The sequence below is a fragment of the Pilimelia anulata genome (assembly GCF_014647895.1).
Taxonomy (GTDB): domain Bacteria; phylum Actinomycetota; class Actinomycetes; order Mycobacteriales; family Micromonosporaceae; genus Pilimelia; species Pilimelia anulata.
This window is the reverse complement of record NZ_BMQB01000003.1, coordinates 473,726-495,676: the sequence shown is the minus strand read 5'-3', so window position 1 is coordinate 495,676 and position 21,951 is coordinate 473,726. Positions and strand designations below refer to the sequence as shown.

Annotated in this window: 17 protein-coding genes; 4 read left to right on the top strand and 13 right to left on the bottom strand. The window is 69.4% G+C overall.

Translation table 11 applies throughout. The features are described 5' to 3' along the window. Position 1 precedes the first annotated feature (1 nt). The 4 genes from IEY94_RS09940 to IEY94_RS09925 form a co-directional block, all read right to left on the bottom strand. The gene (locus IEY94_RS09940) at positions 2–1,858 is read right to left on the bottom strand and encodes a zinc-binding metallopeptidase family protein (protein ID WP_189169778.1); all 1,857 of its coding nucleotides are present in this window, start codon (positions 1,856–1,858) and stop codon (positions 2–4) included. Between the two features lie 136 nt (positions 1,859–1,994). Further along, complete coding sequence (locus IEY94_RS09935) at positions 1,995–2,750, bottom strand: GOLPH3/VPS74 family protein (protein ID WP_189169777.1); 756 nt, start codon at positions 2,748–2,750, stop codon at positions 1,995–1,997. Continuing rightward, on the bottom strand, positions 2,747–3,754 hold the full coding sequence (locus tag IEY94_RS09930) for an acetamidase/formamidase family protein (protein ID WP_189169776.1): 1,008 nt from the start codon (positions 3,752–3,754) through the stop codon (positions 2,747–2,749). The genes IEY94_RS09935 and IEY94_RS09930 overlap by 4 nt, the downstream gene beginning before the upstream one ends. 4 nt (positions 3,755–3,758) lie before the next feature. Continuing rightward, a complete protein-coding gene (locus IEY94_RS09925) occupies positions 3,759–5,144 on the bottom strand; it encodes an APC family permease (RefSeq protein ID WP_229783477.1) in 1,386 nt (461 codons plus the stop codon). 183 nt (positions 5,145–5,327) lie between these two features. Between IEY94_RS09925 and IEY94_RS09920 the strand changes: the two genes are divergently transcribed. Next, positions 5,328–7,181, top strand: coding sequence for a hypothetical protein (locus IEY94_RS09920; RefSeq protein ID WP_189169775.1), 1,854 nt, complete (start codon positions 5,328–5,330; stop codon positions 7,179–7,181). Positions 7,182–7,193: 12 nt separating this feature from the next. Here IEY94_RS09920 and IEY94_RS09915 read toward each other — a convergent pair whose 3' ends face one another. Continuing rightward, positions 7,194–8,060: an inositol monophosphatase family protein gene (locus tag IEY94_RS09915; RefSeq protein ID WP_189169774.1), complete on the bottom strand. Its 867-nt coding sequence runs from the start codon at positions 8,058–8,060 to the stop codon at positions 7,194–7,196. 373 nt (positions 8,061–8,433) lie between these two features. On the opposite strand from IEY94_RS09915, the gene IEY94_RS09910 reads away from it, so the two are divergent. After that, positions 8,434–10,200, top strand: coding sequence for a S9 family peptidase (locus tag IEY94_RS09910; RefSeq protein WP_189169773.1), 1,767 nt, complete (start codon positions 8,434–8,436; stop codon positions 10,198–10,200). Positions 10,201–10,204: 4 nt separating this feature from the next. On the opposite strand, the gene IEY94_RS09905 is transcribed toward IEY94_RS09910, so the two are convergent. The 6 genes from IEY94_RS09905 to IEY94_RS09880 all read right to left on the bottom strand — a co-directional run bounded on the left by IEY94_RS09905 (position 10,205) and on the right by IEY94_RS09880 (position 15,086). Further along, complete coding sequence (locus IEY94_RS09905) at positions 10,205–11,509, bottom strand: helix-turn-helix domain-containing protein (RefSeq protein ID WP_189169772.1); 1,305 nt, start codon at positions 11,507–11,509, stop codon at positions 10,205–10,207. Between the two features lie 176 nt (positions 11,510–11,685). After that, positions 11,686–13,158, bottom strand: a complete 1,473-nt coding sequence (locus IEY94_RS09900; RefSeq protein ID WP_189169771.1) for a tyrosine-type recombinase/integrase — start codon at positions 13,156–13,158, stop codon at positions 11,686–11,688. A 92-nt stretch (positions 13,159–13,250) separates the two neighbouring features. Beyond that, positions 13,251–13,499 (bottom strand): DNA-binding protein, encoded by a 249-nt coding sequence (locus IEY94_RS09895; protein ID WP_189169770.1) that lies wholly within the window; start codon positions 13,497–13,499, stop codon positions 13,251–13,253. Positions 13,500–13,765: 266 nt separating this feature from the next. Then, positions 13,766–14,116, bottom strand: coding sequence for a DNA-binding protein (locus IEY94_RS23435; RefSeq protein ID WP_229783476.1), 351 nt, complete (start codon positions 14,114–14,116; stop codon positions 13,766–13,768). 81 nt (positions 14,117–14,197) lie between these two features. Beyond that, the gene (locus tag IEY94_RS09885; protein ID WP_189169769.1) at positions 14,198–14,470 is read right to left on the bottom strand and encodes a hypothetical protein; all 273 of its coding nucleotides are present in this window, start codon (positions 14,468–14,470) and stop codon (positions 14,198–14,200) included. 76 nt (positions 14,471–14,546) lie between these two features. Further along, entirely contained in the window at positions 14,547–15,086 is a 540-nt protein-coding gene (locus IEY94_RS09880; RefSeq protein WP_229783475.1) for a hypothetical protein, read from the bottom strand. Between the two features lie 261 nt (positions 15,087–15,347). On the opposite strand from IEY94_RS09880, the gene IEY94_RS09875 reads away from it, so the two are divergent. Together IEY94_RS09875 and IEY94_RS09870 are read left to right on the top strand one after the other, a co-directional pair. Next, positions 15,348–16,166 (top strand): TIR domain-containing protein, encoded by an 819-nt coding sequence (locus IEY94_RS09875; RefSeq protein WP_229783474.1) that lies wholly within the window; start codon positions 15,348–15,350, stop codon positions 16,164–16,166. A 106-nt stretch (positions 16,167–16,272) separates the two neighbouring features. Further along, the gene (locus IEY94_RS09870) at positions 16,273–18,288 is read left to right on the top strand and encodes an ICP22 family protein (protein WP_189169768.1); all 2,016 of its coding nucleotides are present in this window, start codon (positions 16,273–16,275) and stop codon (positions 18,286–18,288) included. 54 nt (positions 18,289–18,342) lie between these two features. On the opposite strand, the gene IEY94_RS09865 is transcribed toward IEY94_RS09870, so the two are convergent. Next, a complete protein-coding gene (locus IEY94_RS09865) occupies positions 18,343–20,697 on the bottom strand; it encodes a site-specific integrase (protein ID WP_229783473.1) in 2,355 nt (784 codons plus the stop codon). A 52-nt stretch (positions 20,698–20,749) separates the two neighbouring features. Further along, positions 20,750–21,943, bottom strand: a complete 1,194-nt coding sequence (locus IEY94_RS09860; RefSeq protein ID WP_189169767.1) for a tyrosine-type recombinase/integrase — start codon at positions 21,941–21,943, stop codon at positions 20,750–20,752. Between the last annotated feature and the right edge of the window lie 8 nt (positions 21,944–21,951).

Below are 21,951 nucleotides of genomic sequence, written 5' to 3'. Positions count from 1 at the left end.
TTCACGCGCTGCTCCAGGTGAGCCAGCCCGCTTCGGCGATCACGTCGAATAGCGCCTCCGCATGCCCCGCGTCGACCGGCAAGCCGGTGGCGGTGGCGGCGCGCGCAGCGAGCACCGGCACCGGGCTGGCGTCATCGACGGCGTGCGCGAGGGCGACCAGCCGGGCGTAGTCAGCCGGCCCGTCACCCAGCAGCCCCGCGAGCCGACGACGGCCGGCGGTGTTCAGCGCCTCGGCCAGGGCGTGCAGGGTCCAGGGTCCAGTCCAGCCGCGTAGCGGCACCCGCCCCACCGGCAGGCTCGTGACCGGCGGGGGCAGCACCGGGGCGAGGCGGTGGGCGTGTTCGGCGACCTCCTTGCGCCGCGCCTCCACGTCCAGCAGCCCGCTTGGGTGCCAGCGGCTCAGGACATCGAGGCCGCCATGCGCGGCGTCAACGGCAGCGACCAGATCCGCGGTGGTGAGCTGGCGTAGCCCGGTGTCGCCGAGCAGGGCGGTGATGCGGCGCAACGCGAGGTCCGTGGCGGCGTCGGTGACCTCGGTCAGCGCCGGCCCGCCGATACACAGCGCCGTAACCGCGGCGGCGGCGGTGATAGCGCCGCGTCGCAGCTCGGGGTAGCAGATCGTGGCCGGTGTATCTCCGCTGGTGTGCTGATACCTGTTCGGCTGGCGGCAGAGCCGCGCGGCGGGGATGCCGATGGCCGGATCGGCGTAGAGGGCGTGGTCGCCGGCGCCGACGAACGGCACGACACCGCGCGCCCAGGTCGGCAGCCGCACGGTGCCGGCGTAGGAGCGGGCGTCCGGCTGGACCGCCCGTGCGGCGGCTTCCAGGGCGCCGGCAAGGGGTGATGGCTGGTGGTCGGGGGATCCCTCAATGGTGAGGGTGCCGCCGCATAAGTGGGGATCCCCGCCCAGGGAGTCCAGGCACACGACGAAGTCGGGCCGCGCGTCGCCGGCATCGGCGATGTCGTGCAGGAACGCCGCCGTCCCGATCGTCTCCGGCGCCCACAGGAACCCGAGATCCGGGCCGGCGTTGGCGCCGAAGATGGAGTAGGCGGCGTAGGCGATCGAGGTCAGGGCCGCCGCCCCGGAGGCGTTGTCGTCGGCGCCCGGGCCGGCGTGGCACAGGTGCGCGGACAGCAGCCCGTGCGGGCGGCCCTGGCGGCGGACCTTGCGGCGGGCGTAGACCAGCGGCATCGCCGCCGGCGGGTCGCACTCGACGAAGACGTGCAGGTATTCGCCGGCGTCGGCGGCGTGCTGGAGCCGGGCGGCCTGCTGCAGCGACACCGAGAACACCGGCAGCCGGGTGCCGTCGGCGACCTCCAGCCGCTCGACCAGGGAGGCGTCGATATGGGACCTGCGGTCGGTGCGGACAGCAACGCCGACCGCTCCTTGGTCGGCGAGCTGCTCCAGGCGTCCGTCGAGCGCCAGCCGGGCGGTCGGGGGCAGGAGGTAGAACGCGCCGCTGATGCGCCGGTCGGGGCTGCGCTCCAGGTCCACGACCGGGCCGGTCAGCCCGGTCGGCGGGGTGGCCGCGCAGCCGCGGGCCACGGTGCAGGGCTGCTCCGGGTAAGCGATCAGCGGGGCCCCGTCGCCGTTGATCGTCAACGTCGCCGTCCGCACGCTCGGGGCGGTGCTGGGCGTGTAGTTCCACCAGCGGGAGTCCGCGGCGCCGGGCAGGAAATGCCGCACATGCACCTCCAGCCCAGCGCGGTCCGCACGGGCGGCGACGAGCTCGGCGGCGGCGAGCAGCCCCTGGCCGCCCTGGGTGCGATCGTGGCCGGCCAGGGTGGTCAGGTCGGTGCGCAGGGCGGCGGTGGAGATGACGTCGCCGTAGGCGGTGGCCAGGTCGGTCAAGCGCACGGAACTGCCTTTCGCGGAGCGGTTTCGGGCATGGCGAGATGGCCGCGCCGGCCCGTCGGACGGGGAACCTCGGGGCCGGCGCGGAGCCGGTGGTGCTGCTATCGGGTCGGAGGCCACGCTCACGCGCGGCTGGGGGTTAGGTGTAGACGGCGGTGGCGGCGTCTCCGATGGCCGCCTTGGTGGCGGCGCCGATGATCGGCAGCCCCGTTAACGGCGCGCCGGCATAGCGGGCGGGGAGCCGGTCGATCGCGTCGGCGACGGCGGCGCGGACCTCGGTGGTGGCTTGGTTGAAGAAGAACATCCGGTCGTGCAGCCCGAGCGCGTGCACGAACACGCACAGCCCGTCGGTGACCGGATCCGGGGCCAGGCCCTTGACGATGTCCTGGCCGTCGACCGCGTCCCGGGCCCGGGCGCGGACGCGGACGTTGAGTCCGGCGTCGGCGAGCGTGTGCCGCGGGCCGAGCAGTCGGCGGTGGACCGGCCTCAGCCGGCCGGCCACCACCAGGTACGCCTGGGTCCGCTCATACAGGCCAGGCGAGAGCAGGCCGAGTGCGGTCGGCAGCGGCAGGGTGCCGCCGTGGACCCGCAGCCGGCCCATCGCCTCGGCCAGCAGCCGGTCCGCCGGCGGCTGCGCAAAGGACCGTACGAAAACCCGGGCGTGATCGACGGTGGCGACCCCGGCGATCAGCAGGTCGGCCACCGTCGCCCCGGCCAGGGCGACGGCGAGAGACCTCGGGTTAACCAGGAGCTTGAACCGATGATCCTCGTCGTGAGCGAACAGGAACACCTCATCGCGCACCGTCAGGGTCTGGGCGCCGCGGTCGCGGGCGTCTGCCGGGATCCGCTGCACCGCCACCACCCGCTCCCCGACAACCGCCCGCCCGGCGGTCACCGGTACTCCCGACCGCACTCGACCAGACGGCTGTGCACGCCCTCGTACGCGGTGCCACCGGGCACGTACCGCTTCGCAATTCCGGCCGCGATCGTGTAGTTCGCGTCCACGACATTGCCGATCGGCGCGGTACCGGCCTGGGACAGCAGCTGGTACGAGTCGAGGGCGTCCATGCCCGTCAGCTCGCCGATCCAGCCGACCAGGTCGTGGCAACCGCCCCGGTAGGCGTCCTCCAACGGCCGCGCCACCCCAACCGAGAACAGCTCCGAGTCGGACTCGATCCGCGGCGTCGCGGTCGGCACCCCCTTGATGACGTCCACGAGCAGGACCGTGGTCATCGCCGTCTCGACCGCTACGCCGCAGCACTCCCCCTCCCCCTGCCGCGCATGCCCATCACCCAACGCCAGCAACGCACCCTCGACGTTGACCGGCAGGTAGAGCGTGTTCCCAGCGCGCACGTGCGGGGTGTCGAGGTTCCCACCATGCCGGTCCGGGACGATCGTCAGCCGCGCTTCGCCGGCGGCGGGGGCGACCCCGATGGTGCCGATCATCGGCTCCAACGGCAGATCCACCACGTGGTCGCTGCGCCGGGCGGTGAACCGAACGGTCTGCGTCGACCTGTCGATGTCGTAGCGCCAGACCCGCTCCTCGAGCCACGGCTGCAACGTGGCCGTGCTCGGGGTGCCGGTGAGCGCCCCGAAGCCGGGGAACGTCGCCGAGAACCCGTAGTCGCGGCGCGGGGTGATCGACACGATGTGCACCGCGAGGGTGTCACCGGGCTCGGCGCCCTCGACGTGGATAGGGCCGGTGACCGGATTGAGCTGGGGGAACCGGCACACCTTCGAGGGCAGGTCGTCGACGCTGAGGACCATCCCGCCGAAGCAGTCCTCCGTCTGCACCTGCAGCACCTGGCCGGGCCGGACCTTGGCGATCGGGGGCACGCCGCCGAAGGTGTAGGCCAGCCGGTCGGCGGTGGCATCGAGGACGAGCAGATCATCGGACATCGGGTTACGCCTCCTGGAGATGGTTGGGAAGACGGGGACGACGGCCGGCCGCATACATGCCGGCCAGGACCAGCACGCCAACCCCGAGCCAGATCAAGCCGACTTGCTGGGCGAGCAGGTTCGCGTTGACCGCGACCGCAATCAGCACCGCCGCACCAGCCAATGGGAGCAGCAGTTGGCGGACGAACTTGGGGCGGCGGCCGGCGCGGCTGTGGTGCCAGATCACCGACGCGTGCAGGGTGATGAAGGCGATCACTGCGCCGAAGTTCACCAGCGAACTGAGCAGGGTGATGCCGTCGGCGCGGCCGGCCATCCACACCCCCAGGCCCAGCGAGAGGACGGCGGTGGTGAGGATCGCGTTGATCGGCACCGCCCGCTTCAACGACACCCGGGCCAGGAACGCCGGCAGCTGCCGGTCCCGCGCCATCGCATACAGCAGCCGCGACGTGGCGGCCTGGGCGACCAAGGAGTTGGCGATGCCCCACGCCAGGGCGGTGGCGATCGCGGTGGTGGTGGCCAGCCAGCCGCCGCCGGCGACGCGCGCGGCGTCGTAGAACGCCGTCCCGGCCGGGTCGCCGTTGGCGATCAGGCCGTCAGGGTCCGGGGCCAGCAGGGCCGCGACCCAGCCCTGTACGACGAACAGCGTCCCCGCCAGCAGCAGCGCGGCGACCATCGCCCGGCCGACCTGGCGGCTGCCATCCCGGGTTTCCTCGGCCAGCATCGAGATGCCGTCGAAGCCCAGGAAGCTGAGCATGGCCACCGACACGGCGGCGAAGATGACCGGCCAGGCGAACGCCGCCGGGTCAAACAGCGGGCTCCACTCGAAGCCGCGGCCCTTCCCGTCGGCCAACGCGTTCACGCCGATGGCGAGGAAGACGCCCAGCACGGCCAGCTCGGCGACCAGGAATACCTTCGTCACCAGAGCGGTCAGCCGGATCCCGAAGCTGTTGACCAGCGTGTTGACCAGCACGAACCCGACCACCCACACCAGCGTCGGCACGGCGGGGACGGCGGCGTTCATCGCCACCCCCGCGACGACGTACAGCAGGCAGGGGACGAGCAGGTAGTCCAGCAGCACGGCCCAGCCGGCCAGGAACCCGACCGGGGCGGCGATGCCGCGGCCGGCGTAGTTGTAGACGCTGCCCGCCATCGGGTACACCCGCACCATCTGCGCGTACGAATTGGCGGTCAACATCATCGCCACCATGCCGACCAGGTATGCGAGGGCGACCATCCCGGCCGAGGCCGAGAAGACGGAGCCGAAGATCCCGAACGGAGCGATCGGGACCATGAAGATCAGCCCGTAGAACAGCAGGTCGCGGGTAGTGAGGGTCCGGCGGAGTTCCTGCCGGTAGCCAAATCTCTCGAGTGACGGATCGGTTCTGGTCACGTGCAACACATCCTGGGCCGAGGGAGTGGACAGTGGAGGGTGGCGCGGCGTTGTTGCATCTGGGCTGAGGGGCCCGATTCACCACCGGCTCAGCATCGGTCTGCTACGCAGATGGTGCGTCCGACATGGCTCAGAGGCGAAGCGTGGCGGCGTTGGTCTTTCAGTTCTGTTAGGTTCCGGGCCGTGGGGAAGGCGTTCCTGTCGTTTCTGGAAGTCGTTCGCCGCGGCTCGGGACCGGTGGACGCTGCCTTTGCCGGCTGGCTGGAGCCGCGCGACCAGCGCGAGCTGGCCATCCTGGACGCCTTCGGGGCGCCGCGTGTTCGCCTGGCCGGATGGGTGCGCGACGACCTCAGCGATCGCGTGGCCGGGCTGCTGCACCGCACGTCGACAGCCAAGGCGCGCGTCCGGCTCGCCGAACTCGCCTGCTACTACCTGCGCCCCATCGACGCCGAGCACCGGACCGCCAGCAGGGCGACCCTCAGCAATTGGCGCCGTGAAGCGGCCGATGAGGTCGCTGCAGACCTCGCCGCCTCCGGCCCGCCTGGTCTGGGTCTCCAGCTCACCGGGCTCCCGCGGGACGGTGAGCGAGTCGATCTGGAGTCATTGGCCCGCGACCCTGCCGTGTGGTGGCTCATGCGGCTTGATCCGCAAGAACGAGACCTCGCCCTCCACCGCGCTCTGGCTGACGCTGCCGCCGAGGCAAGGGCCAAGGGCGACCTACGGGCGTTGGTCGGGGTGGCCATGATCGCCTCTCGCATCGCCCCCGCGAACAATCCCGAGCCCGACAAGGACGTTGACGGAACACCGTTGAGGGGCATGGACGGCCGCAAGTTCACCCGCACCCGACGAGCCCTACCATTGGTCCTGTTCTGCCTGCAACGAGCCGCGCTCCACGCGAACCTCCCGCCGAACGCCGCGCGACAGACAGCACTAACCGTCGGTCACCGTCTCGTGGAATCGACCGCCACGATCGCAACCCAGCAGGGACCGCTATCGAGCCTCGTTGCCGAGAGAAGTTTCGATCCCGACCTGCTCGCCGAGGGCATCGACTACGCGTGGCAGATGATCGCGACGGCCGACGCCAAACCGATTCTCGCCGCACTCACCCGATACGCCGCGATCGCATCCGATCTGCTCGACGACCGCCAGCACCGGGAACTCGCGCTCGTCAGCGTCGCGGTTGCACGGCGGCACTCCGACCGCCGCGCCCTCGACATCGACCTGCACCATCCGGCGTTCCGTAGTGACTCCGCCGGATCGGTCCTGTTCCAGTTGCGGTTCCGGAGGGAACGGCTGCTGTTGGCCAGTCACTACAATCCGGGCGGAGATTGGCACCCGGAGTTGACCAGGATGGGTGACCTCCTCACCGTTCGCAGGAAGCTCCTACCAGCCACGGAGGTACGCCGGATGGAGAAGGTGCGTCTCCATCTGCAGCAGGGAATCCTGCTACGGCGGGCGCGCGAGCTGACCGCGGCCGGACAGCCCATGGATACCCCTGCCGCGGCTCTCGACGACCATCGGGTGCGCGCGGCGATCCGCGCGATCGAGGACATGGTCTCGTCCATGCGCACGAGCTTCGCCATCGCGGACCAGGACAGCGACGGCACCACCGCTGTCAACGCTCACCGGCGCAAGACCGAGGCAGACGGCGTCGTTCACCTACTCAGCCGGGTCGCGCACCCCGACGCGCTCGCCGGCGCCCGGCGACTGCGCCGGGACTTGAACCGCCTCGACGACGTCTACTCCGACCAGGTCACGGATCTCCGCACGGACGTCACCGTCCTGTGGCTGCTCGCCATGGCCGACCAAGCCATCCGCCACAGCGAAACCGAGCAAGCCAGGTACTACCTGACGACCGTCGTCACCGAACTCCCCGACGGAATCCCCCACCTGGCTATCCGTTCCGCCAGCATCGCGGCCAGCCTCGGCGAATCCGAACTCGCCCGGCGCCTACTCGATCGGATTCCGCGCAGCAGCACGTGGCCGTCGTACCTGAAACACCTCGTCGCCCGCCTGCGTTCAGTCGACCCTCGCTAGCGCCCCGGGGGATCAACGCGCGCGGATCGCACACCCTCCACGACAATCTGCGCTGCGGAGGGCTCGGAGGCGACGAGCGTGCTGTCGAACACCGGATCTGGGGCAGTGAGGTCGATGTCGACCTCGCTGCGTGCGCGCCCGGCGCCGTCGCCGACGTACACCCCCTGCGGCGTGCGCGAGGCACATCCCCGCCACCCCGTCCCAGACCTTCTGCTGTTCCCGGTAGAACAGACCGAAGGGCTCAAGCTCCGGGTCCGTGAAGGGTGCCAGGTCGACGCAGGTCCTCACCATGTCGAGGGTCTGCGACGTGGTCCGGGTCTTCAGCCGGTAGCCCTTCGCCACAAGGGGCTGCTCGTAGACACGCGCCTGCGTCCCTGAACTGCGTGTCACCGACAGCAGCCCCCGCCCCCCAGGGGAAGCCAGCCCTGCAACCTTCTTCCCGTTGATCTCGATCGCCTCGCCGGGCTCGGTCACACGCACGCACACCGAGGTCCGAGAGGGCCCAACCTCGGGTGCCAGGACGAATGCCGCGACGGGCCGCCGATCCTCGACCAGGCAGACCACGCTGCAGAACTCCCGACCGTCGCGCACCACGAATTGGGCCGTCCCATCAATCGGGTCGATCACCCAGATTCGGCCACTCGGGCCGGCTCCTCGCAGTGAGGCGGCACCGTGGATGCCCTCCTCGCCGAGAATGGTGCCCTCCCTGTCGACCGCTCGAACGCACTCGACGATCTTCTCCTGCACCGCCTCGTCAGCCTCCGACAACAGAGTGGTGTCCGCCTTGCGCTCCACGCGGAGGGATGCCTTGGAGCGGAAGTCCGCGAGCAAGGGCGTCAGTACGGCCTCAAGCTCGTGCCAGAGCGACGTGATATCCACAATGGCACTATATGACCCAACTCCACGATCACGGTACCGTCAATCTGTACTACCTATGGGCGGGGGCGACGCAAGTCTGCGAGGTCGACCGCACGCGTTCGGTCGTCCTTGACCGGAGCAGGGAACATCTCTTCGCCGCGTGGGCCGGCCGGCTGTGGCCGGCCCACGCTGACGTTTGTTGAATGGAGTTCTCAAGTCACAGCGCCGCGAAGGGCGGGCCCAGGGTGGTGGCCTGGCCGTACGCCCATTCAGCCCGACGAGCGGTAGCGGTGGAACCATCGCCATGCGGACAAGGAGGGTTGTCCGCATGGCAGGAACCTGGATCGCCGTGGCGCGCGTGCGGCGACGGGCTCGGCCGTGATGCGATAGCGGCGTGACGTCTCAGCCTGCGCAGCCCTTGGACGCCCGTGTGGTCGCATCGGATCGGACGGCTCTGGATCATCTCGTCTACGCCGGCGGCGGCTTCTGTTGGCTGGAAGCCGGAGGCCGATTGGGCGGCGAAGCTGCCGTGGTGCGCGCGGAGCGTGGCCGTGTACCAGCGGTGGTGTCGGTTCCAGGTGTCGAGGTTGCCAGCGATTTGCATTCGTACGGTGGCGGCGCGTACGCGGTCGCTGGTGATGGGGCGCTGTGGTTCACGACCGCGGATAGGGCTGCCCTGTACCGGCGAGGGCACCGCGAGCTGGTCGAGATGGGCACCGGTGTCATCGGCGATCTGGTCGCCGATGGAAATGCTGTTCTCGGGGTGCGCGAGGACACCGGCTGCGACGCCCTCATCCAAGTCCGGTCCGACGGCCGCACCTTCGAGCTGATGCGCGCCACGGCCTACCTGTCTTCGCCGACCAGGCTGGGTCAGCGCATCGCGTGGCTGCAATGGGACGACGAGCACATGCCCTGGGACCGGTGCGGGCTCTGGGCCGGGCAGATCGGGCCGGACGGCAACCTCGTCGACGCGCAGCTCGTTGCGGGACTGCCGGAGGAGGCCGCGGCGCAGCCACGGTGGGCGCCGGACGGCACGCTGTACTTCGCGTCCGACCGGGCGGGCTGGTGGAACCTGTACCGGTGGGACGGGCATCACGTCGACCGGGTCACAGACACCGTCGGCGAGCAGGCCGTGGCGCATTGGGAGCACGGCTACCGGACGTTCGACCTGCTGCCCGACGGCCGGATCGTCGTGATCACCCAGCGCGGCGCGGGCCAGCAGCTGGAAGTCGTGTCGACTGCCGGCCGGACGGAAGTGGTTCCGCTGCCGTACAGCTCGATCAAGCCCTACCTCGCGGTGGGCGACGGTGCGGTGGGCATCATTGCCGCGACGCCGGTCACCAGCCCAGCGGCCGTGCTGGTGAACCTCGACAACGCCACGACAACGCCGATAAGCACGCCCGTCGACGAGACACCGGATGGGTCTGTCCCGGTGCACAGCGAGCCCCTCGTCATAGACGGCATCTGCGCGACGATCTACCGCGCAGGCCAAGGCGACGCCCCGTTGCCCACGATCGTCCGGGCACACCCCGGCCCGACCTACAACATGCAGGTCAGGGTCGATGCCCACATTCGGTACTTTACGAGCCACGGCTTCGCCGTGGTCGACGTGGACTACCGCGGCAGCACCGGCTACGGGCGGGCGTTCCGGCAAAGCCTCTACGGGCACTGGGGCCGTTACGACGTCGAGGATTGCACCGCCGTCGCGTGGTGGTTGATCGAGGCCGGCTACGCGCGCGGCGACGCGACGTTCATCGCCGGTGCGAGCGCTGGCGGCTACACCGCCCTGCGCTGTGTGAGCCGCAACGACACCCCGTTCGCCGGCGCGGTGGCGTCGAGCGCGATCGCCGATCCGCAGCGGTGGACGACGACGGTGCCGCGGTTTCAGCGGGCGCACGCGCGGGCTCTGGCCGTCGGCGCCGAGCCCGTGGCCGCGGACGCGATCGCGCGTCCGGTGCTGCTGCTGCATGGGATCCGCGATGCGGTCGCTCCGATCGACGGTGTCCGGCCGCTGGCGGCAGCTCTGCGAGGGCGCAGCGGCGAGCACCAGCTCGTGGAGCTCGACGCGGGCCACGGCCTGACGGCTCCGGCCGCGCTCGTCACCGCGCTGGAGGCCGAGCACGCCTTCTACCGTCGCCGGCTCGACTCGCCCGCGGGTTGAGGGTCTATCCGGCCAGCCGGAGGGCGTCGGCTCCCGCGGTGGGTGCGAGGCGCTCGGTCGCGTACTCCCTGAACTCGCGCACGGCTGCGACGTCGGCATGGTTAGCCAGGCGAGCCAGAACGGCCAGAACCCGTTGGGAGCTGCGGAGCGAGGCGATCGCAGCGGCGTGATCCACGGCGGTACGGCCGACCGCGCACGCCTCCTCGATGTCGCCAGAGGCCGCCAGCGAGGTCGCCAGCAGCGCGGTGTCGATTGCCAGGCGCCGGCGGCGGGTCGGCGCGAGGCTGGCGACGGCCTGACGGACCTCAACCTGGGCGGCGCGGTGTTGGCCGAGGTCGACCAGGCAGTGCGCCCGCTCATCGGCGAGGTATGCGCCGTCGAAGTAACCGATCCACGCCGGTTCGTCCCCGGGGCGGATGGCCTCTAGTTCCCGGTCGGCCGCCGCGAGCGCATGCGTGCTGGCGGCTTCGTCGCCGAGTCGGGCGTGAGCGCGGGCCGTGACCGCGGCGAGCGCGGACCGTATCGCGGGTGTGGAGCAGCTGTGCGTTCCTGCAGATGCGGCGAGGCTCATCCGTAGGGCGGTGGAGGCGTCACCGCAGTGCAGCGCGAGGTGGGCGAGGCTGACCCCGATGAGGTAGGCGCCGTAGCGGCGGTCGTCCTGTGCGGCGACCAGGCCGTTCAGGTAGTGGCGCTGGGCGGTTCCCACGGCGCCGACGTCGACCGCGGCATAGCCGGCCAGCTCGTACGCGCCGACGACCAGACTCCTGCCGGTCGACGTGGCCGCGGGCCCGTCGGATGCGGATCGTAGGGTGGCGACCTCGCCGGCGATGAGTGTGTCGATCTGATCGTGGACTACTCCGGCGCCGTACCGGTGGTCAGCTTCCCGGAGGCGCTGCAGCTCTCCGGCGGCGCGATCGACGACCGCCTCGTCCGGGGTCAGCGTCGGCTGTCGGGCGGGTGGGTGGCCCGGGTTGCCAAGGAGCCAGTCCAGCGTCGGGCGGTCCAGCGCAGGCGCGTTGAAGCCGGGGTCGCCTGCGGCTGGCCGCCGCACTCCGTGGAATCGGGCTGTCTTCCACAACGCCGCGAGGGCGCCGCGGGCGCCGAGGACGGTGTCGCAGTCGGTGACGAATCGGTCCGACGGCACTCGCTCAGCCGTTTCGCAGCGTCGAACGGTGTCGGCGGTATATCTGATCTTTAGGCCGAGTTCGGCTTGGGACAGTCCCGCGGCGGTGCGGAGTCGGCGCAGTTCGGCGCCGAAGTAGTGCAGCGTGGACGCCGATGGAGTCAAGCGACGTGGCTGCTGACCCATCGCACCTCCCGCCTGTGTTCCCTGGCCGGGTCGGCCTGCCCGGCATCTGAGGACGGTACGCGTGGCTGGCGTCGCGCGGGGGTCGCCGGGCCGGCGGAACTCTGATCACCCCCGTGGCGACCTGAACAACCGTCGACGGGGCGCCCGACCGTGTAGTCGGACACCCCGTCAATGGGTTAGGCGGCCTTCGGCCGCGAGCGGGGTACGAGCTTGGTGACCTTGTTGGCGGTTTCCTTCTGGAGTTCTTCGAGCACGGAGGTGTAGAGGTCGGCGGTGATCCGGTAGTTGGCGTGGCCAAGGGTTTCCTGAATCTCTTTGAGGGTGGCTCCGGTGGCCAGCATCAGTGTCGCGGCGAGGTGCCGCAGGTCGTGCAACCGCACCGGCGGCAGCCCCGCGGCAGCCACGATCTTGTAGAAGATGCGGGAGAGCTGCTCGGGGTGCCAGGCCGAGCCGTCGGGTCGGACGAAGAACAGCCCACTCATCACCCACTTGGCCCCGGCCGCGAGCTGCCGCTGGGAACGGCGCGTCTTGTACCTGCGCAGGCTGCAGGTGGTGTCGTCGCCGAGGGCGACCTGGCGGGCGCCCGCGCGGGTCTTGACCGTCTTGGTTATCGGTACGTAGCCGACGCTGGTGATCTGCTGTTCGACGCCGAGTTGACCGTGGACGAGGTCGACGTTGTCGTCAGGCAGCCCACACGCCTCCCCGCGCCGCAAGCCGCGGTGCCCCATGACCTCGTAGACGGGGGCCAGGTCGGGGTAGGCGGCCTCGGCGTAGTCGAGGAAGGTGCCGAAGTGCTCGGCGGTCCAGACCATGACCGGTGACGGCCGCACTCCGGTGCGCTCCCACTTGGCAACGGCCGCCTTGGTCCACAGCCGCGGCTTGGGCGAGGCGCCGGAGGTCAGCTCGACGTTGACCGCCGGGTTGTACTCGAGGAGCCGGTGGATCCGGATGGCGTCGTTGAGTGCCTTACGGATCGTTGCCTTGATGCGCTGCTGGCTGGCCGGCCCGACGATCCGCTGCCCCTTGATGCTGGCCCGGACCTTCGGGTCGGCGCTCTCCCGAGCTTCGAGGATCTCGGCGTTGCGGTCGTCGATGGCGTCGAAGATAGATATGAGGTGGTGGGTGCGCAGCTTCTGCAGCGGCAGCTCGCCGATCGCGGGGGTGAAGTAGAGGCGGATGTGGTCGTCGTAGTTGCGGTAGGTCTTCGGCGAGAGCTTCCGACGGCGGCTGGTGAGCCACTCGACGAGGTAGTCGCCGGTGGTGGCCTCGGCGTGGACGGCGACACCGGCCCGGATCCGGCGGGCCACGGTGTCGCGGTCCGGCAGCGGCTCGCGTTGCTTGAGGCCCTGAAGCAGGTCCCCGACGGCCCGCTTGGTGTCCGGGTCGTCGCCGGCGAGACCGAGCAGCTCACGCACGGCATCGCGGGCCGCGACGGCTTCCTCGCGCAGGCTGTAGCCGGAGCGGCGGAACTGCCGGCGGGTGCCGGCAGCGGTGGGTGGGAGTTCCACCTGCACCGTCCATGTGCCGTGGTGCGGGCTCCAGTTCTTGTCAGATCCTCGGTGCAGTTTCGGGCAGGTGGCGCCGATGGACTTGCCGTTGGCGTCCCGGCAGGTGCAGCGCTTGGCGATGGAACGGTCGGGCGCGGCCATGGGCACACTCCTCCTGTGTCGATGCGGGGTGATGCGAAGTTCGTGCTTCTTACTTCGCGTGGGGTTGATCCACGCTCTGACCGCCGGATTGATCAAGTCGTCGGTGGGGCGACCGGGTTCGGGGTCGGTTCGGCGGGCAGTCCGAGGACGGCGAGGATCGAGGCGACGGTGACCCAGCGGCGTTGCCCGATGATGGTGATCGGGACGGGAAACGTGCCGGTGTGGGCGGCGGCGTAGGCGGCGCTGCGGCCCTTACCGAAGATCCGACCTGCGGTGGGGATGTCGACGAGGGTGCCCAGCGCCCGGATCCGCTCGGCGGTCCATCCGTTCGACCGCACCATGCGCAGGTGGTCAATTGTCGAGAGGTGGTCGGGATCGGTGCGCTCGTGGCTGGGCGAGGGATGGGTCGGTGGGTCGGCGCCCCGAGCGGCGTGGCGGCGGTGGGACGGTGGCGTGGCGGGCATGGCCAAGCTCCTTCGCAGCAGGGCGCCCGCCGCACGCCGTCAGCGCAGCTGCCGGCGGTCGGGCGCAGGAGTGATGGGAAGCCGCCGGCGTCGCCCGGGCTCCGCGGAATGCGGGGATGGGGCGGCGCCGGCGGCTGAGGCGGTCAGGACTGGGCCGGCCAGCGGGCCAGGCCGAGCAGGTCCAAGATCGGGGCGACCGGCACTCGGTATCGGCCGCCGACCCGGACCACCGGCACGGGGAACGCGCCGCGGGCGTTGATCGGGTACGCCGACATCGGCTGTAGGCCGAGGATCGACGCTGCGGTCTGCAGGTCGGTGGTGACGCCGAGCGCGCGGATGTCCTGTGCGGTCCACCTGGTGGTGAGCCGCGCGGACGCCGGCTTGGCCGGCCGCTCCGGCGGCGCCGGTTCGGTGGTGGTGCGGCGCAGGTGCCAGCGGCTGGCCTTGCGGTGGCTGCCGGTGTAGCCGGCGGGGTCGGTGTCCTTGGCTGCCATGAGTGCTCCTTGACGACAGCAGCCGGCCCGCACCGTGCGGTGCGGGCCGGCTGCAAGGGGATGGGACTACGCGGGATCAGGTCAGGTGAAGTGCCGGCGGGACGCCGCGGTCAGGTCGACCCCGGCCGTCACGCCCTGCAGAGGTTGGCCGCGGTGGCGGCGGCCGGAGGGCAGCGGGTTGCGGCCAGCGCGGTGAATCGAGCCGACCTCGTCGGCGAGCGCCAAGGGGTTGTCGGGTGCGTCGGCGCCGAGGTGACGCAGCAGTTGGGTGGGGAGCGCGGTGGTGGCGTCGGCGCGGGGCCGGCGGTGCCACCACCGTCGCCGGCGGGTCGTAGCGGGCGTCGGGGTGGACATGGGCAACCTCCTCGGTGCGGGAACAGAGCGGGGCCCCGCCGGCAGGCGCGGTGCGGCGCCGGCGGGGCCGATGGGGTTACTGGTCGGTGGCGTGGGGGCAGGTCCAGGGGCCGCAGCCGAGGGACTCGGCCGCCGTGCCGCCGGTGCGGGGGCGGAGGACGACCTGGTCCAGCGGCACCCGCTGGCGGTGCAGGAAGAACCGGCCGCGTAGCGGCTGCCCGGCCGCGTTCGCCCGGGCCGACCCGTCGCGGATGGCGTGGTCGAACGCGACCGCGTCCGCCCACTCCGCTGGGTGGTTGACCTTGAGGTCGGCCCAGAAGTCGTCGGTGTGGAACGGGCATCCCACACACGACGACCGCGGGGTGTCCCCCAGCCCGTGACCGGTGAGGAACTCCAGGCAGTCCTGCCGCCGCCAGCCGAGATCGAGCAGCGGGAACACGTTGCGCATGTAGCGCACGTCGGCGGGCCGGGCGCGGCCGATCTCGTCGACGCTGATCCCGATCACCATCTCGGCGAACACCCCGGCCGGCACCCGCCGCGGGTGTGGATACCCCAGCCGCCGACGCACCTCCGCCTTGATCGGTTTGATCTTGTACTCGCCAGTGCTTCTCTGCACTAAGCAAGGCGACACACCGACGTCGCTTTGATGCCGGAAGCCTTGCAGAGTGGCGTGCCAGTGCGCCGGATGGCCAGGGGCCCCATCCGTTGACGCGGCCCGCCTCTCGGGACAAACCCAACTCTGCTGGTCGTTCCCAGAAGCAGCCCACACTGTGCCGTGGCCTGTGCCGGCACATGTAACTCGCTGTGACACAATCTGGCCGTGGCCAACCGATCTCGACGGACTACGCCCCAGCCGCCAGCTGGACCGCCGCGGCTGATGGTCCCCGCTGACCAGCTCCGTCAAGAAGTTGACGAACGCCTCGCGCGAGGGCAGGAGCTAGTAGACGGGCCAACCGGTGACGAGAGCGCCCTGCGGGAGCGCCGCCAGGAGTACTACACCTGGACGGAGTACAACGAGGCGCTCCTGCGTAGATCCTTCGATATCACCGAGCCGGCCGACGAGTACTCCCGCGGGCTTGGCATCGGTTTCATCGGCGGCGCACCGGATCCGCTCCCGGTTCGGTGGAAAGAACTCTGTGATGACATCGCAGGGAAGATGCGCCGATTGCGGTCGCTTCAGGAACGCCTGCCGTTGTTCAGCCAACATCCGGATGCGACGCTTACTGTCCCCGCGCCTGTGGCGTCCCTCGGCACGGACGTCTTCATCGTCCATGGCCACGATGGCGAGACAAAGGTTGCCGTTGCAAGGTTTCTGTCGAAGCTGTTGGGACGTGAGCCTGTCATTTTGCATGAGCAGGCGGACCGCGGACGCACGATCATCGAGAAGTTCGAGGCGCACGCGAACAATGTCGGTAGCGCCATCGTCCTTCTTACTGGTGACGATGAGGGTGGCGCCGTCGGAAGGCCTCCTCAGCGGCGCGCCAGGCAAAACGTAGTACTAGAACTGGGCTTCTTCCTGGCAAAGCTCGGCCGCGAACGAGTCGTAATCCTGCACGAGCCTGGCGTCGAGCTGCCGAGCGACATCCTCGGCGTTCTGTATGTTCCGCTTGATGCCGGAGGAGCCTGGCGGAACGCCGTCGCGCGTGAACTGCAGGCCGCTGGAATGCAGGTAGACCTCGCTGCACTGCTTCACTGAACGAGTCTAGCCTGCGCAAGCCGACAGCGGACTACCGTGCCAAGCACCGTGCGGTGAGCTAGCGGCTTCCGCACGTGAACGTTTCAGCTTGAAGAGGGGATGCTCGATGCTCCAGATTGCGAACAAGGTCTACTTTCGCCATGGTGTTCCGCTGAACTCCACTGTGCATCGCACTGTCTTGTACACCAATCGCAGCTTCCTCCGGGACTACCCTGACTACGGCCCAATCTCGCTGCCGGTCGGCGAGCTGGCGCCTTCTACCGGCACGGCCCCCATCTCTACGGTCACAGTATCGATCACCGACCACATGGAGGCTGTCCGCCCAGATGGCCAGCAGGAGATTCTGATTGCGACCGATGGACAAGACCTCGTCGACGACTTGGCTTTCGTCCTCTCGTTCGCCCTGAACGCAACGTTCAGTCGCGACCACGACCTTGTGCACCGGCTCGTGCCCGACCAGTTGGACAACCGCCGTCGATCCGCGCCGTCGAACCTGTTCCGTGGCACCTTTGACCCGAGGATCGTTGTCAAAGAGGACGAACTCGACGACGTTCGTGCCCTCATGTCACAGCTACTTGCGCTCCAGCGACCTCACTTCGAGGCGGCCATGAAGGCCATCAGGCGCGTCGTCCGAGCCCGCCAACGGGTAGTGGAGGACCCCACGACGGCCTACACAGACCTCGTCGCGGCGCTTGAGTCGCTAGCGAAGGACGAGCCCGTTCCTGCACCGTCGTGGTCGCAACTCGACGGAGCGAAACGCAAGCTCATCGACGCCGCTCTGGAAGGGGCGGAGCCCGAGCGGTCTGGTCGGGTGCGTAATGCCGTGATGGCGGCAGAACACCTTGGTCTCAAGTCCCGGTTCACCCAGTTCGTATTGAACCGGGTCTCCCCAGCATACTTTCGCCACGAAGCCGCCGACGCACTACGACCGATTCGTAGACCTGACTTGGAGCGAGCGGTGAAGCTCGCCTACGACATCCGCTCTCGGAACGTCCACACCTTGTGGGACATGCCGCCGGAAGCGTGGGTGCTCAACGATCGAGCTGACACCGTGTCACACAGTGATCTAGGCACGATGCTCAGCCTTGAGGGTCTGGCACGCCTTGCCAGACATGTGATCCGGGCGTATATCAACGGTGCCCCGACCGGTGTGGACACCTCCTTCGACTGGCGGGCGAACCTTCCCGGGATCGTCCGGATACAGCTCGCACCGCAGTACTGGATCCACAATGACGCTGGTTTCGACCACAAGTCCGCCGCCAACTACTTTCGAGGCTTCATCGAGAACATCGTGGAAACGCTCGCGAAGCGCGAGAAATCGGCTGCCGACATGCGCAAAGTACTTGCGAGGATCGAGGCGTTAGTCCCAGGCACGGCCGGCAGCGATCCCAAGACCATCATGGTTGCGATCTACGCCTTGTGGCACCAGTTCCTCGATCAGACCCACCACCGGCCAGGCGCCGAAGCGTTCCTGGGTAGGCATCGGCACGTTCTTGAGGCACCGTCGATGACCGCCTTCGTGGTCAGCCTACTTCTCAACCAAATCCCCGACTGGTCGACGGAGCAGTGGGAGTCGCTCGCCACCCAGCGAGCCGCCGACCGGCAACGCCGCGGCGCTCAACCAATCCCTGCCGCGTTCGATGCGGCACTACAGGCGTTCGTGGCCGAGAAGGTATGGACCGATCGTCGTGTCGACGAAGCGGCCGCATATGCCGCTAGAGCAGTCGAGGAGCTTCCCGGCAACCAACAGCTGCTCTGTTGGGAATCCAGGTTCGTCCCAGCTACCGACAGTCCTGGATCGGGGGCGACCGAGAGCGATAGCGACACCGGACGGACTGATGAGCCCGCTGAGGTGTTAGACCTCCTCAGCCTTGTCCTCGGCATCAGCACCCAGGCCGAGCAGTCCAGTCCGGAAGACGCCCAGGCCGAGCAGTCCAGTCCGGAAGACGCCCAGGCCGAGCAGTCCAGTCCGGAAGACGCCCAGGCCGAGCAGTCCAGTCCGGAAGACGCCCAGGCCGAGCAGTCCAGTCCGGAGGACTCCGCTGGCCGGGAGACAGCGCCCGATTCGCCAGCTGCACCGGTGGCCGGCGACCCGAGCGACGGTGCTTCCGCCAGCGCGTGAGTTCATCCAGTCCTGCCTGACTCGCTTGTCTGCGACATGCAGGTCCGGGAACGGTCAGGTCTTACTCGGTCGGCGCTGCGGGAGACCCAGATGAACGGGTCGTCGGCGGTTCTGGCGCTCGGCTTGGTCGCGCTTGGATCTCAGGTAGGTCAGTGTCAGGTCGATACCCTCGATCTCGCCGAGCCAGTTCTCCGTCTCAGCGCGGGAGCGGCGGACGAGCAGGTCGCCTTCGATGTCGTTGAGCCGGTCGATCATCTTTGGGTTGATGTTGAGCATCGGGCAGCGTATGCAGGCATGTTCATGTTGGCAGCCGGTGCCGTAGGGGCGGGCGCAGGAGCCGAGTTCGACTTTGCGTTTGTCGAAGTGCTCTTCGAACTCGGCCCACTCGGTGTCGGCGACTGGGGCGTACTCGTCGTCGGGTCGGGTGTGGCGGCGTTGCTGGAGGTGGGCTTGGAAGTGGCGGACGACATCCTCGTCGAAGACGGCGACGTAGCCGCGGGTGGTTTGGATGTTGAGATGGCCTAGCAGCGCCGCGCCGATGTGGATGGGCAGGCCGCTGTTGACGAGGTCGGTGGCGAAGATCCGCCGGAAGTCGTGCGGGGTGATCCGCAGATCCTTGAACGCGGGATTGGCGGTGGCAATCGCGGCGCAGACACGGCGTAGCCGTAGCAGGATCGTGCCGGCGGCGATGACGGCCGGGGTGGCGCCCTTGAGTCGTTGGAATAGGTAGGGCAGCGGCGCGCTCCAGACCTTGTCGTGCGGGTCGAAGCGGCGAACCAGTGGGATGGTGCGGCCGTCTCGGGTGTGTCGGCGGATGATCGAGGCAATGACGTGGAACAGGTCGGCTGACATGGGGATGACTCGTTCACGGTCGGTCTTCGACGGCGTGATGACCAGCAGAGCGATCACTTCTCCGTTGGCGCGCTGGTATTGGCGGATGCTCAGGTGGCTCGGTTCGCAGAGTTCCTCGATCCGGACGCCGGAGTGACGCAGGGTCTCCACGACGGCCCAGTCCCAGAACGCTTCTTCTTCCTCGAATGCGGCGTTCAGCATGCTGCCGGTGGTGAGGTCCATGACCCGGACGGCGGCGAGGTGGCCGGCCTTGGCGTGCTTGCGGTCGTGTTCGGGAATCACGCGCTGGTAGGGCCGGCTGTCCAGGCAGAAACTCTGGCCATCGATCGCGGCGCTGGCCTCGGCAAACAGGCGGGTGGCTCGATCGTGGCGGGCCTCGACGTGGGCGATCAGCGTCGGTAGGAGGGGCTGACGCACCCGGGTCCGCCCGGCGGAGCGTTCAATGATGCGGCGCCGCCGGGCCCCCAGCCCACGGATGTCTGTGGGTGAGACCGGGCTGGGTGCGACCCAGGCGGCCCAGCGTTCGGGTTCTTCGGCGGCCCAGGTGTGCAGGTCCAGGTAGAAGCTGCGCACCCCGATGACGATGGTGTCCGTGGTGGCCCGGCGTGTGCCGTCGTCGCGGAGGGCGATCTGTTCGCGCCAGGCGGCGTAGACGTCCGGGTCGATGCGCAGATCGGCCTGACCTGGGGCGAGGGCCTCAATCTTGCACCAGAAGTGGTGCACCAGATTCAGGATCAGGTTGGTCAAGGTGGCGTAGTCGGTGTCCGCTCGGCGTCGAGAGGCGTAGTCGATGAGCAGTTGCCGTACGGCCTGGCTGCGGATCGGGTAGCGGTCGACGAGTTCGGTGACGCTTTGCTGGCCGCGGTGCATCGCCTCCCGCATGGTTTGTGGCGTGCTGGGCGGGAAGTAACCCATGGCGTGGAGCACGTTCCAGGTTCCGCGGGCGATGAACCGGTTGGCGGCCTTGTTCCCGGGCTTCATCTGGGCCAAGACGGCGCGGTTGGCGTGGGCGAAGTGCAGCAGACCCGGCGGCCTCACGTCGGTGAGAGCGACGCCCTGGACGGTGAGCAGGCAGCACAGGTCGCTGATCGCGTCGCGGCGGTGGGTCACCGGAATCGGCTGGGCCATGGCGTGCGCAACGAACGCGTCCAGGAGCTGATCACTCTGCGCGGCGACGAACTGCTCGTTGAAGGTGACGAACCGCTGGCTCCGGAAGGCCAGCAGCGTCGGGCGAATCGCGCGCAGGCAGAACAGCTGCCGCGCGCCGATCGGCGCCGCGGCCGCGTGCTGGCCCGCGCCCAGCGGACTGGCGTCCCATCGCTGCTGCCAGGTCTGGCCCGGGAATGTGGCCAGGTAGTCCAATAACTGCCGGGTCGCGGCGCGGCGCTGGTTCCGAGTACCTGGCAGGCCCTCCCCGAACGACCCGGCGAGATCGGACAGATCGGCGGCGCTGACGCGGTCGAGGTCACCGAGCGGGCGCGGCGGCATCTGCGTGACCGCGGCGACAGGTCGCATCCCGCCGGAGACGAATCGGCTGGCGAAGCCCAGCTCGTCCAAGACCGGTCCGTGCCGGTTGTGGCGACGGCTGTGGGCGCTGCTGACCATGGTCCTAGGCACCGAACACCGCCTTGACGTCGTACGGGTCGTAGCCGGGGCTGTACGTCGCGGTGACGCGGGGCCGGGCGTAATGCTCGGCCAGCTTGTCGAACAGCTCCTCGACCCGGGTGCTCAGGTAACGGCCGGTCGTACGGATGTCGGCGTGCCGCATGATCGACTGCACCTCCGCCAGGGTCAGCGTGCCGCCGTTGGCCATCCGGGACGCCGCCGTGTGCCGCAGGTCGTGCAACGTCCAATTCGTCGCCAGCCGCTGGTTGGCCCGCTGCAGGATCCGCCGCAACGCCGAGTACCGCAGCGGGCCTGGCGTCCCCCGCCGGGTCCGCCACACGCTCTCGCTCGGCTGGGGCATGCCGTCGATCTCGAAGTACCGCGCCAGATAGATGAACGCTCGCGGTGATGCCGGCACGGCCTCACGTGACCGGCTGCCCTTCGACACCACCCAGATCCGCTGCCCGGCCCAGTCGATGTCCTCGACGGTGACGCCGAGCAGCTCCGCGGCCCGCGCGCCGCTGGAGACGAAGAACTCCATCAGCGCCCGGTCCCGGTCACAGGTCATCGCCGCGAACAGCTCGTCGAACATCGCATCCGGGATCGACCGCGGCGGCGGCTTCGGCACCCGCTGGCGCAGCCTGGCCCGGCCATGCAACCGGGCCCCCTCTAACGGGCTGCGGTGCACGACCGCCCGCCGCCGCCGCCCGGCGACCGGGACCGGGTTCCGGACCGGCCCCTCACCGCAGTGAGCGTGGTAGCCGTAGAAGCCGCTGATCACGCTCAACGCGTGATTTATCGTCCGCGGCGCATACCCGGTCTGCAGGCTCACCTTTCCCGTGCGCAGATTGACCGCGCCTGCCGCCGGCGAGCCGATCGTGCGGTCCCGCTGCCGGTTGGCGGCGGCTCGCATCCACCCGGTCAGCACCGCCACCTCGCCCTCCGTCGCCCGTTCCCAACCGACATCGAGTGCCCAGAGCAGCCGAAACCAACGCAGCAACCCGAACCCGTAGCTGCGACACGTCAACGGGCTGCAATCCCCAACAGCCAGATCACACAGATAGCCCGTGACCGGAGCCAAGTCCCGCCCGGCTTGATCAAGGACGACAAACGGGGGGTGCGCCTGGCCGCTCGCTACGACCATGCCGAGAGCCGGAAGAGCAACCTGACCCTCCATGAGTTGACTGCGAAGATCCATAAGACTCC